This window comes from Bacillus sp. DX3.1 (assembly GCF_030292155.1).
Taxonomy (GTDB): Bacteria; Bacillota; Bacilli; order Bacillales; family Bacillaceae_G; genus Bacillus_A.
Genome location: NZ_CP128153.1, coordinates 562,977 through 580,178 on the forward strand (window position 1 = coordinate 562,977; position 17,202 = coordinate 580,178).

General features: G+C 36.2%; 16 protein-coding genes. 10 read left to right on the plus strand and 6 right to left on the minus strand.

All coding sequences use genetic code 11. The features are described from left to right. Positions 1-396 precede the first annotated feature (396 nt). The 7 genes from nagE to QRE67_RS02790 all read left to right on the plus strand — a co-directional run bounded on the left by nagE (position 397) and on the right by QRE67_RS02790 (position 10,581). Positions 397-1,899: an N-acetylglucosamine-specific PTS transporter subunit IIBC gene (gene nagE / locus QRE67_RS02760; protein WP_286123440.1), complete on the plus strand. Its 1,503-nt coding sequence runs from the start codon at positions 397-399 to the stop codon at positions 1,897-1,899. 290 nt (positions 1,900-2,189) lie between these two features. Next, positions 2,190-3,374, plus strand: a complete 1,185-nt coding sequence (locus tag QRE67_RS02765; protein WP_286123441.1) for a serine hydrolase domain-containing protein — start codon at positions 2,190-2,192, stop codon at positions 3,372-3,374. A 163-nt stretch (positions 3,375-3,537) separates the two neighbouring features. Next, complete coding sequence (locus QRE67_RS02770) at positions 3,538-4,188, plus strand: DsbA family oxidoreductase (protein ID WP_286123442.1); 651 nt, start codon at positions 3,538-3,540, stop codon at positions 4,186-4,188. Between the two features lie 205 nt (positions 4,189-4,393). Next, the gene (locus tag QRE67_RS02775; RefSeq protein WP_286123443.1) at positions 4,394-5,356 is read left to right on the plus strand and encodes an N-acetylmuramoyl-L-alanine amidase; all 963 of its coding nucleotides are present in this window, start codon (positions 4,394-4,396) and stop codon (positions 5,354-5,356) included. A gap of 507 nt (positions 5,357-5,863) precedes the next feature. Then, the gene (gene pflB / locus QRE67_RS02780; protein WP_286123444.1) at positions 5,864-8,113 is read left to right on the plus strand and encodes a formate C-acetyltransferase; all 2,250 of its coding nucleotides are present in this window, start codon (positions 5,864-5,866) and stop codon (positions 8,111-8,113) included. A gap of 66 nt (positions 8,114-8,179) precedes the next feature. Next, complete coding sequence (pflA, locus tag QRE67_RS02785; RefSeq protein WP_286123445.1) at positions 8,180-8,911, plus strand: pyruvate formate-lyase-activating protein; 732 nt, start codon at positions 8,180-8,182, stop codon at positions 8,909-8,911. A gap of 503 nt (positions 8,912-9,414) precedes the next feature. Next, entirely contained in the window at positions 9,415-10,581 is a 1,167-nt protein-coding gene (locus QRE67_RS02790) for a diglucosyl diacylglycerol synthase (protein ID WP_286123446.1), read from the plus strand. A gap of 451 nt (positions 10,582-11,032) precedes the next feature. Here the strand turns inward: QRE67_RS02790 and QRE67_RS02795 are convergent, their stop codons facing one another. From QRE67_RS02795 to QRE67_RS02810, 4 genes are all read right to left on the minus strand, one after another. Further along, entirely contained in the window at positions 11,033-11,152 is a 120-nt protein-coding gene (locus QRE67_RS02795; protein WP_286123447.1) for a YfhE family protein, read from the minus strand. A 396-nt stretch (positions 11,153-11,548) separates the two neighbouring features. Next, positions 11,549-12,106, minus strand: a complete 558-nt coding sequence (locus QRE67_RS02800) for a GNAT family N-acetyltransferase (protein ID WP_286123448.1) — start codon at positions 12,104-12,106, stop codon at positions 11,549-11,551. Between the two features lie 241 nt (positions 12,107-12,347). Then, positions 12,348-13,478, minus strand: coding sequence for an amidohydrolase (locus tag QRE67_RS02805; protein ID WP_286123449.1), 1,131 nt, complete (start codon positions 13,476-13,478; stop codon positions 12,348-12,350). 422 nt (positions 13,479-13,900) lie between these two features. Then, positions 13,901-14,809, minus strand: a complete 909-nt coding sequence (locus tag QRE67_RS02810; protein WP_286123450.1) for a TIGR01777 family oxidoreductase — start codon at positions 14,807-14,809, stop codon at positions 13,901-13,903. An 82-nt stretch (positions 14,810-14,891) separates the two neighbouring features. Here QRE67_RS02810 and recX point away from each other — a divergent pair, with 82 nt between their 5' ends. Beyond that, the gene (gene recX / locus QRE67_RS02815) at positions 14,892-15,704 is read left to right on the plus strand and encodes a recombination regulator RecX (protein ID WP_286123451.1); all 813 of its coding nucleotides are present in this window, start codon (positions 14,892-14,894) and stop codon (positions 15,702-15,704) included. A gap of 9 nt (positions 15,705-15,713) precedes the next feature. Next, positions 15,714-16,031: a YfhH family protein gene (locus QRE67_RS02820; RefSeq protein WP_286125178.1), complete on the plus strand. Its 318-nt coding sequence runs from the start codon at positions 15,714-15,716 to the stop codon at positions 16,029-16,031. A 62-nt stretch (positions 16,032-16,093) separates the two neighbouring features. On the opposite strand, the gene QRE67_RS02825 is transcribed toward QRE67_RS02820, so the two are convergent. Together QRE67_RS02825 and QRE67_RS02830 are read right to left on the minus strand one after the other, a co-directional pair. Next, positions 16,094-16,246 (minus strand): YpzG family protein, encoded by a 153-nt coding sequence (locus QRE67_RS02825; protein WP_286123452.1) that lies wholly within the window; start codon positions 16,244-16,246, stop codon positions 16,094-16,096. Between the two features lie 58 nt (positions 16,247-16,304). Beyond that, on the minus strand, positions 16,305-16,463 hold the full coding sequence (locus tag QRE67_RS02830; RefSeq protein WP_017153990.1) for a small, acid-soluble spore protein K: 159 nt from the start codon (positions 16,461-16,463) through the stop codon (positions 16,305-16,307). A gap of 466 nt (positions 16,464-16,929) precedes the next feature. On the opposite strand from QRE67_RS02830, the gene QRE67_RS02835 reads away from it, so the two are divergent. Then, complete coding sequence (locus tag QRE67_RS02835) at positions 16,930-17,196, plus strand: YfhJ family protein (RefSeq protein WP_286125179.1); 267 nt, start codon at positions 16,930-16,932, stop codon at positions 17,194-17,196. Positions 17,197-17,202 lie beyond the last annotated feature (6 nt).

The window sequence follows — 17,202 nt, forward strand, 5'->3', positions numbered from 1 at the left end:
TCCCAATAAACTCGGAAATAAATAATAACATGAAAAAGTGGAATGATAAAATAAAACTTCGATGTAGCACGTAACAGCCTAATTGATGTAACGAATGATTAGTGAGGGATGAAGCGCCCCGTTAGTGAAAATTTCACGTTATCTCATGTGAATGAGCAGTACGTTTTTTACTTTGAAATGGTAAAGAATGAAAGAAGAAAAATAGAGGGTATATTTCACTTTATATTTATAATTTTCCTTATAATACATACTGTTACAAAGATAAATTCCCACAAAAATTTCGTAAATAAAAACTACACATCTATACAACTATATGTTATTATTGTGTAACAGAAAGCGTTTTCTTAATTTAATTTATTGGTAACGATTTCATAAATTTGAATAGGGGGAATTAAAATGTTGCAGTTTTTACAACGTATTGGTAAAGCGTTAATGCTTCCAATCGCAGTATTACCAGCAGCAGGGTTATTACTTCGTTTAGGTCAACCTGATGTGTTTGATATTCCTGTTATGGCACAAGCCGGCGCAGCAATTTTTGATAACTTAGCACTTATTTTTGCAATTGGTATTGCGATTGGTTTATCTGTTGATGGTAGCGGTGCAGCAGGTCTTGCGGGGGCGATTGGTTACCTTGTAATGAAAAATAGTATTAATGCACTTAGTACAGGATATTCAACTGTAGAATTACAAGATAAATTAGGGAAAGTTCAAGATTTGATTGGCACAAGTGCTAATTTGGATCCGTCTAAACTCGCAGACACAATGACACAAGTATCAAAAGCGGCCGAGTTATCGACGAAAGTTGATATGAAAGTATTAGGCGGTATTATTGTAGGTATTATTGCAGGATTACTATATAATAAGTTTCATAAAATTAAGCTTCCAGAATGGTTAGGATTCTTTGCTGGAAAACGTTTCGTTCCAATTATTACATCTGTTGTGATGTTATTATTAGGAATTGTATTTGCACAAATTTGGCCAACAATTCAAAATGGTATTGATGCATTGGCCCATGGTATTGTTAATCTAGATGCAGTAGGTGCAGGTCTTTTTGGATTCTTAAACCGTTTATTAATTCCAATCGGTTTACACCATGTAATGAACACATATTTCTGGTTCGTATTTGGTGACTTTACAAATGCAGCAGGAAATGTTGTCAATGGTGATATTGCACGTTTCCTTGCGGGTGATAAATCAGCGGGTATGTTCATGACTGGCTTCTTCCCAGTAATGATGTTTGGTCTACCAGCAGCATGTTTCGCAATGATTGCAGCTGCTAAGCCAGAAAAACGTAAAGCTGTTACAGGTATGTTAGCAGGTCTTGCATTGACTTCTTTTTTAACAGGTATTACAGAACCAATTGAATTCTCATTTATGTTCTTATCACCGTTTTTATATGGTGTCCATGCTGTATTAACAGGTATTTCTTTATTTGTAACAACAACACTGGGCATTCATGACGGTTTCACATTTAGTGCAGGTGCGATTGATTACGGATTAAACTTTGGTATCGCAACAAAACCATTATTATTAGCGGGTATCGGCTTAATTTACGCAGCCATTTACTTCTTTGTATTCTATTTCTTAATTAAGAAATTCAACTTAAAAACACCAGGTCGTGAAGATGATGATGAGCTAGTAGAAGACGGAGATGCACCAGTTGCAGGATCTATTGGTGAAACTTACGTAGCGGCATTAGGCGGAAAAGAAAACTTAGCAGTTATCGATAACTGTGCAACTCGTTTACGTCTACAAGTAAAAGATGCAACCTTAGTAAATGAACCAGCATTAAAACGTGCAGGTGCAAAAGGTGTTATGAAATTAAGTAATACAAGTGTACAGGTAATCGTTGGTACAAACGTTGAATCTGTAGCTGATGATATGAAAAAACACGTATAATTTACATTGAAAGAGGATGTCCTAAAAGATCGACGAAATCGGTCCTTTAGATGACATTCTCTTTTTTTTGTTTAAAAATTCCAATGACAATCTTACTTTTGGAAATTTTCTTTTTCTTTTTTTTACATATCGATTGGTAATATGTTCATCACATGATACAGTAAGGATGACATAAAATGAAATTCCTATTATTAGGAAAGAAAAGACTATGGAATGTGGTCATTGAAGCGATTGAATAACGGTAAATAAGGGAAAAAGCAATTATGAAATAAAGAAAGGGTAATGTCGGTATGAAGTCTCAAAAACCGATTATATACATAAAAAGAACAGTCATTTTTAGTGTGTTGTTCGCACTTGTATATTTCGGATATACAAAAATTATTTCGCATAATAAAAAAGAGAATGAGTTAAAAGTAGCAACAGAGATAAAAAAAGAAACGGTACAAAAGCAACCGGAAAAACCTGCAGAGCAATCACAACAAGCTCACGAGGCAGAACAGCCTGTTGAAGAAGGACCGCCACAAGAAATTAACGAAAATGCACAATTAGATGAGTATTTAAAGAGCAAAAATTTTAGTGGAACAGCAGTTGTTGTGAAAAACGGAAAAGTACTTCTGAATAAAGGATATGGACTTGCAAATAGAGAGAAAAATGTACCAAATAATTCAGATACAACATTCTACATTGGTTCAATTACAAAAGCCTTTGTAGCAACAGCTATTATGCAGTTAAAAGATCAAAATAAACTTCAAACAGAGGATACGGTAGCGAAATATATTCCTGATTTTCCACAAGGTGGTGAAATCAAATTAGCTCATCTTTTGACACATACGTCTGGTATTCCGGAATATGAGGCAGGAGCAGACCAAATTTCTCATGATGAGTTATTGAAGCGGATTGGACAACAAAAACGTTTATTTAATCCAGGGGCAAAATGGAAGTATTCTGATTCCAATTACTCAGTACTTGCGTATATTGCGGAGAAGGTTAGTGGACAACCGTTAGAAGAATATATTAAACAGCATATTTTTAATGTCATAGGCATGAAGCATTCAGGTTTTGGTACGGAATTAGAGCAAACAAAGTATCCTTCTACTGGTTATAAAATAAAAAATAATAATATGACAACACCCGCTATTCCAAGTATGTCACAATTGTACGGATGCGGTGATATATATACAACTGCAAACGACTTATACTTATTTAATGAAGCGTTATTTTCAGGAAAATTAATTTCAAAAGAAAGTTATAATCAAATGTTTACAGGGGGTAAAAAAGACTACGGATTCGGGTGGTATGTGAATCCGGGAAGTTACACTAATCATGGTGTAATGCCGGGATGGAACTGTTTAAACGGTTTTAGCAAAAACGGAAGTGTACATGTTGTTTTATTATCTAATATTCAAAATAACATTAAATCATTTGGTTCAGTGAATAATGACATTTATATGATGTTGCAGCAGATTGAAGTGTAGAAGGCTATCTTTTGAGATAGTCTTTTTATTATTTCAACCGAGAAGACCCCCTCCTCTAAACGAAGTGAAGTTGGGGGTAGTTCAATGGAAAAGTATTAGAGTTGACACCAAACTAAGTTGTAACTATAATTATTACAACAAGAATGATAAAGGAGAAGTTATTATGACATTAAAAATAAAAGTTTATTCGGATTATGTTTGTCCGTTTTGTTTTTTAGGAGAACAACCACTGCAAGAAGCAATTCAAGGAAAAGATGTAGAAGTAGAATGGATGCCGTTTGAATTAAGACCATATCCAGCGGAGCGAATTGATCCATGGAATGAGCCAGATAAATTAGGAATGTTCCAAAGTACAATTATACCGTGGGCAGAGCAAATGGGAGTTGATATGAAACTGCCTCGACTTTCACCGCATCCTTATACACATACTGCATTTGAAGGATATCAATTTGCGAAAGAACATGGAAAAGGAAATGAATATCAGCACTGTGTATTTACGGCATTTTTCCAAGAAGAACGAAATATTGGTGAAATTGATGTGCTAGTAGAAATTGCTGGAGAAGTCGGATTAAATCAAGATAAATTTAAAAAAGCATTAGAAGATCGTACCTATAAAGCTGCTCATGAAAAAGCTGTACATCATGCGTACTATGAACAGGGTGTACAAGCTGTACCGACATTTATTATTGGCGATAGCGTTGTACAAGGTGTCAAAGATAAAAAAGCGTTAGAAGCAGTGATTGAACAAGAATTGAAAAAAGAAACGGCAACTATTTCAGAAGGAATGACATGCAACATAGATGGTTGTGAGTGATGGAAAAGCAGGTGCTAATAGCATCTGCTTTTTTGTTGCGTTCTGATGAATTATAATTATTTCAATAAAGTGAAACTTTAATCAGTGGGAGTATTACTGCCCGCAAATAGCGGGGGAAATTAGGATTAATTTGTAGATGAGCGTTGCCACTTCTTTGTGTTCAAGCTTATGTATATAGCGAAAACAAAAAGAGGAGGCGCTTGAAATGAAGTATGTCATCACACCGCGATATTTACCTGTCCCAAGTAAAAGGCGTTCTGGATTACAAATGGAGAAAGTTGCTTTTGTGGTCGCGCATGATACAGGAAATCCGAATGCAACAGCTGCTCAAAATGTATTGTATTATGAAAGATCCTGTAATGAGATGAGTGCATCTGCACATCTATTTGTTGATGATCGGGACATTATTGAATGTATACCAGCGTTAACAGCTAAGCCTGAAAAGGCATGGCATGTTAGATACGATGTCCCAGGTGATAATAACCGCTTTGGGCAGAATGCAAATGATGCAGCAATCGGAGTGGAGCTTTGCTATGGCACAAGTGGGAAGATTGATAATGAAGAAGCATACACGCGATATGTATCGGTAATTGCGTATATTTGTAATAGATTTTCTTTGCATCCTTCCGTCAGTTTAATTAGTCATAAAGAGCTAGACCCTTCGCGGAGAGAGGATCCACATACAGCTTTTGCCTACATGGGAAAGTCATGGGGAGAATTTGTGCAAGATGTAATGCGAGAATTTGAAGGAACATCCCCAGCAGTAACAGTACGTACAGGCATAGTTGAAATTGTAGCAGACTCTTTAAATGTTAGAAAAGAAGCAAGCTTCACCGCGCGAATTGTAAAAGTTGTGCATAAAGGAGAACGCTATCAAGTATTCGGGGAAGAAAACGGCTTATATTGTGTTGGAACGAATGAATGGATTAGCACAAATTCACAATATGTGAAATTCCTTTCAGGTTCACAGCAAGTAGCCAATGAGCGTGTTAGAGTAGTCGAGATTGTAGCAGATTCATTATATGTAAGAAGCGCCCCTAGTTTTAACGCGCGAATTGTAAAGGTTGTGCACAAAGGAGAAAGCTACAAGGTGTATGGGGAAGAAAACGGTTTGTATTGCGTAGGAACAGATGAATGGATTAGTGCAAATTCAAAATATGTAAAGTGAAACTTTGATCAGTGGGGGGGCTTTATCCCCCACTGATCATTAGCCTTCACCAATCGGGCTTTTATGGGCAGTTTATCCCCCACTTAACCTCTTTGCTTTTTGCTGAACTTTGAGGTGGGGATATTACTGCCCGTTAATGCGGGGTAAAAGGTATTTCCAATTAATAATGAAAAAAGTGTGCCAAACAGGCACACTTTTTTACTATTCTGTTTCAAAATGACTATAACAGAATAGTAAGTAAGGGTATTACAGTTTACAACGGGTATGACTCTTCAAACTACATAATATAATTCTTTTATTATAATATAAAAAAATACAATTAATTAAAGGGTAAATTTAGTAGATTTTTAAATGATGTTAATACTATGTGAATAGTGGTTTGCTCAACATTTCACAAATGTGTCACAACTATCTCATTCACTTTTCAAAAAAAGTAGTATCCTAAATGTATAAGCTGTTATATAAAAATTCTTAGTCCTGTACTAATCAAAAATGGAGGAGATTAGGATGACTCAAGTAATAGAAACTGTAAAAAAAGCATGGACAAACTTTAAAGGTGAAAAATGGAAAGCAGAGATTGATGTTCGCGATTTCATTTTAAATAATGTAAACGTTTACGAAGGTGATGAGGCCTTCTTAACTGGTGCAACAGAAGCAACGAAACAACTTTGGGATCAAGTAATGGATTTAACAGAACAAGAACGCGATAATGGTGGCGTTCTTGATATGGATACAAAAATTGTTTCTTCTATTACATCACATGACCCAGGATACTTAAATAAAGATATTGAAACAGTAGTTGGTTTCCAAACTGACAAACCATTCAAACGTTCTTTACAACCATACGGTGGTATTCGTATGGCAGAGCAAGCTTGTGAAGCTTACGGATATGAAATGGATAAAGAACTGAGCCGTATTTTCAGAGAATGGCGTAAAACGCATAACCAAGGTGTATTTGATGCATATACTCCGGAAATGAAATTGGCTCGTAAATCAGGTGTTATTACTGGTCTTCCAGATGCATATGGCCGTGGTCGTATTATCGGTGATTATCGCCGCGTTGCATTATACGGTGTAGATCGTTTAATCGAAGCAAAAAAAGTAGATTTGAATTTAACTGGCGGTGTAATGAGCGAGGATACAATGCGTCTACGTGAAGAGTTATCTGAGCAAATGCGCGCACTTCAAGAACTAAAACAAATGGCAGCTTCTCACGGTTTTGATATTTCTAAACCAGCAACAAATGCACAGGAAGCATTCCAATGGTTATACTTTGCATATCTTGCAGCAATTAAAGAACAAAATGGGGCAGCAATGAGCCTTGGTCGTACTTCTACATTCTTAGATATCTTCATTGAAAGAGATATCGAAAACGGTACTTTAACAGAAGAAGCGGCACAAGAAATTGTGGATCACTTCATTATGAAGTTACGTCTTGTAAAATTTGCAAGAACACCTGATTACAATGAATTATTCTCTGGTGACCCAACTTGGGTAACAGAATCTATCGGTGGTATGGCACTTGATGGTCGTCCATTAGTAACGAAAAACTCATTCCGTTTCTTGCACACATTAGATAATTTAGGTCCAGCACCAGAGCCAAACTTAACAGTTCTTTGGTCTAAACAATTACCACAGAATTTTAAAAACTACTGTGCGAAAATGTCTATTAATACATCTGCGATTCAATATGAAAATGATGACATTATGCGCCCAGAGTACGGCGATGACTATGGTATTGCTTGCTGCGTATCTGCAATGAGAATTGGTAAACAAATGCAATTCTTCGGAGCACGTGCAAACTTAGCAAAAGCGTTATTATACGCAATTAACGGCGGTAAAGATGAAAAATCAAAAGCGCAAATTGGACCTGAATTTGCACCAATTACTGCTGAAGTATTAGATTACGAGGAAGTTATGCGTAAATTCGATATGACAATGGAATGGTTAGCAGGTCTATACTTAAATACATTAAATGTAATTCATTACATGCATGATAAATATAGCTATGAACGTATTGAAATGGCACTTCATGATACTGATGTTCTTCGTACAATGGCAACAGGTATCGCTGGCTTATCTGTAGTAGCCGATTCTTTAAGTGCAATTAAATACGCAAAAGTAAAACCAATTCGTGATGAAAATGGCATTGCAGTTGATTTTGAAATCGAAGGTGATTTCCCTAAATACGGTAATAATGATGACCGTGTAGATGAAATTGCAGTAAGTCTTGTAAAAACATTTATGAACAAGCTTCGCAAACATAAAACATACCGTAATTCTGTTCATACAATGTCAATCTTAACGATCACATCTAACGTAGTGTATGGTAAGAAAACAGGTAACACACCAGATGGTCGTCGTACTGGTGAGCCATTTGCACCAGGGGCAAACCCAATGCATGGTCGTGATACAAAAGGTGCATTAGCATCACTATTATCTGTTGCGAAATTACCATATGAAGATGCGCAAGATGGTATCTCTAACACATTCTCTATCATTCCAAAAGCACTTGGTAAAGAAGAAGATGTACAAGTACGAAACTTAGTATCTATGCTAGATGGATATGCAGTTAAAGAAGGACATCACTTAAATATTAACGTATTTAATCGTGAAACATTAATGGATGCAATGGAACATCCTGAGAAATATCCACAATTAACAATTCGTGTATCTGGTTACGCTGTTAACTTCATTAAGTTAACTCGTGAACAACAAATTGATGTAATTAACCGTACAATGCATGAAAGCATGTAAGTAAAAAGTTTCCCTCTATTTTTAATAAAAATAGAGGGAGGCTGTTTCAATAGAGGAGGAAGTAACATGGTAAAAGGAAGAATTCATTCTGTAGAGTCTTGTGGTACTGTCGATGGCCCAGGAATTCGTTATGTAATATTTACACAAGGGTGTTTATTACGCTGTCAATATTGTCATAATGCTGATACGTGGGAAATTGGTAAAGGAAAAGAAATAACAGTTGAAGAAGTGATGCAGGATATTACATGTTACCTTCCCTTTATTGAAGCTTCTGATGGGGGCATTACGGTCAGTGGTGGGGAACCATTACTGCAGTTAGAATTTTTGACTGAGCTGTTTAAAAAATGTAAAGAAGTCGGTATTCATACGACAATCGATTCTTCAGGAGGATGCTATTCTGAAGAGCCAGAGTTCCAAAGAAAATTAGATATTTTAATGGACTATACAGATTTAGTTTTATTAGATTTAAAACATATCGATTCCAAGAAACATCGTAAATTAACAGGTAAGCCGAATGAACATATTCTACAATTTGCTCGTTATTTATCTGAGAAACAGAAGCCGATATGGGTGCGACATGTATTAGTTCCTGGTGTTACAGATAGTGAAGATGACTTACAAAGATTATCTAGCTTCATCCAAAGTCTTTCTAACGTAAAGAAAGTCGAAGTCTTACCATATCATAAGCTTGGTGTATATAAATGGGAAGCTCTTGGACATAAATATCCTCTTGAAGGAGTACAGCCTCCAACAGAAAAAAGTGTTCAAAATGCAAAGCATATTTTACAAGCAGTCTAATCCGAATTCTGGATTAGGCTTTTTGTTTTCTTCTAGTGCATGTTCAAAAAGGAGGATAAAGAGAGCCGAGCAGTTCGAGGCGCGGAAGCCAGGAGGATACGGAGTGTAGATTATATTACATGAATACCGGAGTGGCGACGTAACGAAGAAAAGAGTATACTGAAAGTGGAATATCCATATTTTTGTAAAGAAGCAAATGAATAACTTTACATAATTGTAAAGGGAAAACCAAATAGTAACAAGAATTAAGAAGTAGTACAATGAGTATCATTGAGTAAGGATCATTTGTAAGTTATTGCGAAAGCTCTTATAGGAAAGTATAATATAAAGATATGAGTACAGATAGGATTAAGGGGTCAATCTTATATGTTTTGCATATCCACGACAGGTACATAGCTAACATGAAAGTGTTGGAATCCAAACATGTAATTTTTTAAGGAAAATGTTTTTCCTATTGTCGTATATGCAATATGGAAGAGCGAAAAAGCTAGGAGTGGATTTGTTTGATAAAAAACCCCAAGGTATTAATATTAACTGCACATTACGGCAATGGTCATGTGCAAGTAGCCAAAACATTAGCACAAACATTTCGACAAAAAGGAATTGAAGATGTGATCGTATGTGACCTGTTTGGAGAGTCACATCCTGTCATAACGGATATTACAAAATATTTATATTTAAAAAGTTATACAATAGGTAAAGAACTGTATCGCTTATTTTATTACGGTGTAGAAAAGATTTATGATAAGAAAATTGCATCGTGGTATGCGAATTTTGGGAGAAAACGTTTAAAAGCACTATTACATGCGGAAAAACCAGATATTGTTATTAATACATTTCCAATTATTGCAGTACCAGAATTGAAAAAACAAACAGGTTTTTCAATTCCTGTTTATAATGTGTTAACAGATTTCTGTTTGCATAAAATATGGATTCATCGTGAAGTAGATCGTTACTTTGTCGCAACAGATTATGTGAAAAAAGTTATGGTTGAAATTGGTGTGCCTTCAGAGCAAATTGTAGAAACAGGGATTCCAATTCGTAAAAACTTTGAATCAATCATTAATCCAGAAATCCTGTATAATAAATATCATTTATCGCGTGAGAAAAAGATTTTACTTATTGTAGCAGGTGCCCATGGCGTATTAGGAAATGTGAAGGAATTATGTCAATCCTTTATGTCGGTTCCTAATCTTCAAACAGCTGTTGTCTGTGGGAAAAATGAAACTTTAAAACAAGAGTTGTTAGAACTACAGGAACAGAATCCTGAGGCATTAAAAGTATTTGGTTATGTAGAGAACATCGATGAGTTATTTCGTATTACCTCTTGTATGATTACGAAGCCAGGTGGCATTACATTAAGCGAAGCTGCAGCTTTACAGGTACCTGTCATTTTATATAAACCAGTACCAGGACAAGAAAATGAAAATGCGATATATTTTGAAAAAAAAGGAGCTGCGGTTGTTATTCGCGAAGATGATGATGTTTTTGCGAAAACAAAAGCATTATTACAAGATGATATGAGGCTCTTACAAATGAAAGAAGCAATAAAAAGCATTTATCGTCCAGAGCCAGCTTGCCATATCGTGGATGCGATTTTGGAAGAAAATCATGTACAGGTTAATCATATGCCAATTAAATCACAGGCTCTTGCACAATCTTTTACGTAATATGAAGCCCTCTTTACTGTTTTGAAAGAGGGTTTTTTTCTGTTTTATCCCGCTATTCGCGGGCAGTGACCTCCCCATTGATTAAAGGTTCACTTTGTTATGGTGGTAATATCAGAAAGAGAGTGCACATTGGACAGGTAACAGAACTCGCTTACTCAGGGAAGTGTCACTTTATCCACAAAAGAATACGCTTGCAATAGATGGTAAAATCGAAATATTAACAATGTTATCCACATTGTCCACAATTTTCAGAAAACATATCCACAAATCGAACAGTATATATGTGATTAAATTCTTATATATCCAAAAGGATGAATTAATTTATACACAATTCTATTAATTCTGTGGATAAAGTTTTCCACAGAAAAATGCCCCTTCCGAAGAAGGGACATACCTTTATCCTGTACTAATGGGCAGTAAAATCCCGACTGATTAAAGTTTCACTTTATGATTATATGCTTTTTGAACGGTAGCCCCCTGCGCGATCTGCTTGCTTGAATGCTCGTTGATAGAGAACTTCTTGTGTACTAGATAATTTCTTTCTTGCTTTTTCGCGTCTTTTTTTCTCCATTACAATTCACCTCGTGTCATAAAGTCATTACCTATCGTTTCCAATGACACAGGGTGATATACATAAAAAAGTGAAACTTCCATTAGTGGGATTCTTCATTTATCACTGATGGAAGTTTCACTTTTTGGAGTCTTACTGCCCGTTAGAACGAGGTAAACTAGTATCTTTGTTTTTCGAAAACTAGTTCGCATATAATTTGTTATATAAATCCATTTTGATTTTTCGACATACAAGCCGCGGCTATGGATAACAAAAGGTGATCTGCACTCGTTTTCTCTCTTTGTTTCCACTATGTCTGGGCAAGAAAAGGATCTGACCGCTTCTATGCATGGCCGGATACTCTCTCCCACCTAAAAAGAAGGAGTTTATGTCGGTTTTTTAATTTGTATTTATATATTATGCTTCTTTTAAATGATGCGTATCTTGGAATGTAGTATCGCGCATTGTAGAAAGTGTATATTGGTCTTTTGGAATTTCATATAAGTTATATACTTCTTCATTTGCGTTAATTTGATCATAAACAGCTTTTCGCGTTTCATTTGCTAAGTTTACATATAGAAGTTTTTCAGCAGCTTTAATAGAGCGAATGTTTACTTTGCGAATGCGCATAAAGATTGTTTCAATATCTAGTTCATAGAAAAGTTCGCTGAAAAAAGCATCTTTTGCTAATTTATTATATCCTTGGCCGTGGTATGGTTTGCCGAGCCATGTACCAAGAAATCCTGCCTTTTCTTGCACATCAAATAAAGTGATTGTGCCGATAGGATTTCCCCATTCATCTAAAATTGTACGTGAAATCAGTTCCCCACGCTCTTCAGCTTCAATTGTTTGTTTTGTTAAAAATAAAAATTCTTCATATGAATATGCCTTTTGACGCACAAAAGGGAAGACAGCAGGATCCACCATCAAATCGTATAGAACGTGGCTGTCGTGTAGGTCGCGTTTTTTTAACAAACTAACTCCTCCTCGCATGAGGGTAGCATGACGAAAAAACAATCCACCCTCGAAATTTTTATATCAATCTTTAAAAAATTTCGGGGTGGGAATCGAACCCACTAGAACCAGTCTATAAAGCTGGTGGCGCACCATTTGCCTTCCCCATTCATCAATTTGAAATAAGCCATCACGACACAAATTGATTATGGTTTCATTCAGTTTATAATCGTATAATACTTTATCTAGTCAAAAAAATAAACTAGTTTTTTTTATTTTTTTTGTAAATTATTTTTCCATCGATTATTGTTAATACGGGCTTGGATAAGTAGTGAAATGGGTGATGCGTCCAGAGGACAAGATCGGCATCTTTTCCAACTTCAATACTTCCAATTCTTCTCTCTAAACGTAAGTTTCGAGCTGGTAAAATTGTGATACCTTCTAAGGCTGTTTGTTCGTCTAATCCTTCTCGAACAGCGATTGCTGCACAAACATTTAAGTGCTGAATGGGAGTATACGGATGATCTGTTGTGATGGAAACTTCTATACCATGCTTTGATAAAATATGGTATGTATCCCATGATTTATTTTTTAGTTCAATTTTTGAACGACGTGTTAACGTCGGACCAACAGATACTTTTAAATTGTGGTTAGCGAGCTCTTTTACAATGAAGTGTCCTTCTGTGCAGTGTTCAATCCGTACATCAAGATTGAATTCTTTTGAAAAGCGAAGAGCGGAAAGAATATCATCTGCACGATGAGCGTGGATTCGTACCGGGATTTCTCGGCGTAGTGCTTTTAGTATCGGCAACATTCGAAAATCAGCATCGTTTCGATAATGCTGTGCTTCGTAGAAAGACTCACGAAGTAAACCCATAATTCCCATACGAGTGATGGATTCTTTTGTACCATTACTATGAACTCGTTTCGGATTTTCTCCGAAGGCAATTTTTAGCCCAGCGGGTTCTTGAATAATCATATGATCGATGCAATTTCCTGCGGTTTTAATCACACATGTTGTACCGCCGATAATGTTTTGACTTCCAGGCATAATATGAACAGTTGTAATTCCATTTTGAACCGCGTCTTGAAAAGCGATATCAAAAGGATGGATTCCATCTAAAGAACGGATATGTGGTGTTAATACTTCAGAAGTTTCATTGGCATCATTTCCAGCCCATCCGGTTCCTTCATCATATAGACCAAGATGTGTATGAACATCGATAAAGCCTGGTAAAAGGTGAAGAGCTCTTGCATCAATAACAGTCATTTCCTGAGTGGGCTCAATATACGGTTCTACCGCAACAATCTTTTCATGTTCAACCAATACATCTCCTTGAAACTTGGAAGAGGTAATGGGATATACAATGGCTTGTTTAAGTAGTATTTTCATAGAAACCTCATTTCCATTAACAGGTAATCCTTAGGCTATATAAATACAAATTAAAAAACCGACATAAAGTGAAACTTTAATCAGTGGGGGTTTTCTTCATCCCCCGCTGATTATTAGTTGAACCAATCGGGCTTTTACGGGCAGCTTATCCCCCACCTAACTTCTTTGCTTTCTGCAGAAATTTGAGGTGGGGGTATTACTGCCCGTTAATGCGGGATAAAACCCTTCTTTTTAGATGGGAGAGAGCATCCGGCCATACATAGAAGTGGTCAGATCCTTTTTCTGCCCAGACATAGTGAAAACAAAGAGAGAAAACGAGTGCAGATCACCTTTTGTTATCCATAGCCGCGGCTTATATGTCGAAAAATCAAAATGTATTTATATAGTAAATAGAATAATTCGAATGAATCCCTTCAGAAGTACTACTGTTTATGCAATATAATATTTTGTAATGCCTGTTTTAATGTTGGAAAAGAATGCTGATATCCATGTTGCACGGCTTTATCAGGCAAAACATGCTGTCCTTGTAACACAAGCATACTCATTTCTCCTAATAAAGTTTGCAATGCAAATGCTGGAACAGGAAGCCAATGGGGGCGATGCATGACACTGGCAAGCATTTTTCCAAACTCTTTCATTGTTGCAGGCTCTGGAGCTGTAATGTTGAGAGGACCTTCTATTTCTTTTGTTTCTATTGCAAAATGAATCATACGAATGGCATCGTCAAGATGAATCCAAGAAAGCCACTGATTACCTGAACCAATTGTTCCGCCACTAAATAATTGATAGGGAAGCAGCATTTTTGGAAGAGCTCCACCATCTTTTCCAAGAACAATGCCAAAGCGTGTATATACAGTTCGAATTCCGAGAGAAGTAGCTTGATCTGCTTCTTTTTCCCATAATTTCACCGTGGTTGCTAAAAAATCATTTCCATATTCTCTACTTTGTTCTGTAAAGCTTTTTGTCTCAGATGTACCATAATAGCCAATTGCACTGGCGTTAATAAAAGTATGGGGCTTCGTTTGCATTGTTTGTAATTGATGAATGAGACCTTTTGTTGTGTGAATCCGGCTCGTTATAATATTGTCTTTCTGTTGTTTTGTCCAGCGACCATTATTAATAGACTCTCCTGCTAGATTAATAACAACATCAACAGAAGAGAGAGGAAATGTGTTCGAAGTGGCATCCCATTGTATGTATTGAATGTTGGATTTGGTAGTATTGTTCCGTGCTTGCCGGGTGAGAATATAAATCGTATGCCCTTTCATGCTTAAAAACTGAGATAATGGTTTGCCGATAAATCCAGTTCCTCCAGAAATCGCGATATTCAACAGAAATTCCTCCTCATTATATATATTCTTGAAAAGCAAAAATGTTCCACAACTATGTTAAAATAGTAGCGAGGTGAAATATATGGCTGTCATTACAAAGATAGAAGTACAGAAACGAACGAAAGAACGATTTAATGTTTATATTGATAAAGGACAAGGGGAAGAATACGGCTTTAGTGTGAATCAAGTTACGTTGATAAAACATGGTTTACAAAAAGGGTTAGAGTTTGATGACGTAGAACTAGCAAATATTTTGTACAATGAAGAAGTACAAAAGGCATATTTGCAAGCAATTTCCTACTTATCCTACCAAATGAGAACGAAACAGGAAGTAGAAGAGCATCTACGAAAAAAAGAAATAGGACAAGCCATCATCTCTGAAGTTACTTCGAAATTATTACATGACCACTATATTAATGATAAAGAGTACGCAATTTCTTATGTGCGAACTCATAGTAATGTGAATCAAAAGGGTCCGACTGTTATTAGGCGTGAACTTTTTGGTAAAGGTGTCCAAGATGTTATTATTACTCATAGTTTACAAGAATATTCGAAAGAGAAGCAAATAGAAAATGCCTTTATGCTTGTAGAGAAAAAGAAAAAGTCCTATCAAAAGCATTCATTTTTACAAATGAAACAAAAGCTAGAAGAAATGCTAGTTCGTAAAGGATATAGCCGTGATGTGATTCAAATTTGTTTAGAAGAATTGAAGGATGAAAAGGATGACTCGCAGCAGCAAGAAGCACTGATATACCATGGGAACAAGTATCATGAGAAGCATAAAAAGCATGATGGATGGACGTATGAAAATAAGATGAAACAAGCGTTATATCGAAAAGGATTTACTATTGAAGAAATAGAGACATTTTTACAAATGAAACGTGAAGAGGGATGAGGGAAAATGATGAATATGCCAAAACGGTATAGTGAGATGACACCACATGAGCTAAGAAAAGAAATTGGCATTTTAAAAGAGCAGGCAGTGAAAGCAGAACAGCTCGGCATTGTAAATGAATTTGATGTGTTGATGAGAAAAATGGCAATGGCTCGTGCTTATATGACGGATATAAACGCCTTTCAGGTTGGTGAAACGTATGAACTTATAGAAGAGCCAGGAGTATTATTTACCATTACGTATTTTAATGGCGTATTTGCTTGGGGACACAAACAAAATGAAACAGAGGAAATTGGTATTCCTATTTCGCTATTGCAAAAGAAATAAAAACCAGAGAGCCTTGGCTGCTCTGGTTTTCACTTTTCGTAGTTGTTAAAGGAGATAGGCAATTAAACTTGGCGTTTTCTCATCTCATTCGCCAAAATAATGAGAGACTGGTTTTGCTGCGTCTGTCCATTTACTTGCGCTTTCGCATGTTTCGGACGTGCCCACGTAGGGTTGAATAATTCAGAACGACGGTCTAAATGATTACGGTAGCTCATCTTTATCACCTCGTGTAGGAAGTTAAGTGCAATAATCTTTTATAACTGACTATTTGTGTTACTCTTCCTGATGATTTGCAGCACGCATACGTTCTTGTGGGTGCGTGTTAATTGTGCCGTTAGGTCTTTTTGAAGCGAAACGATCTTTTGCTTTTGGTTGACCGTCAATATTGTTATTATTTCTTGCCTCAGACCAAATTTCAGATTGTTTACCCAAAAAGAACGCCCCCTCATTATAAATTGATACTTACTAAGAAGTATCAATAATAGAATGTGCAAAAATAGATGAAAATATCCTTTATATAAATACAAATTAAAAACCGATATAAAACCCTTCTTTTTAGGTGGGAGAGAGTATCCGGCCATACATAGAAGCGGTCAGATCCTTTTCCTGCCCAGACACAGTGAAAACAAAGCGAGAAAACGAGTGCAGGTCACCTTTTGTTATCCATAGCCGTGGCTTATATGTCGAAAAATTAAAATGGATTTATATAGAAATAAAGTGGAACTTTAATCAACGTTTTTTTTCATCCCCACTGATTATTAGTCCTCACCAATCGGGCTTTTATGGGCAGTTTATTCCCACCTGTCTTTTTCGGTTTCCTTAGCATCTTGGGGTGAGGATCTTACTGCCCGCGAATAGCGGGATAAAGTGAAGAAATAAATAAAAGGAGAAATAAATGATGAATGATATATATGAAACATTAACAAAAGAGTTGCTTGAAAAAAACAGCTTTCTTTCTTACTCTCAAGCACGTGCATGGATTGAATTATTATGGGAGGATTTTCAAGCGACGTATGCAAAGTCTGGTCGTTACCAGGGTGAAGAAATGACAGAGCAAGTTGTAAGAGCATGGATTAACAATCATGGTGAACGCCTTCATGAAATTCGCACGAACAATCCGAAATATAGTCATTTAATTAATCGAGAAGATCATTTGAAGCATTAAAGAAAA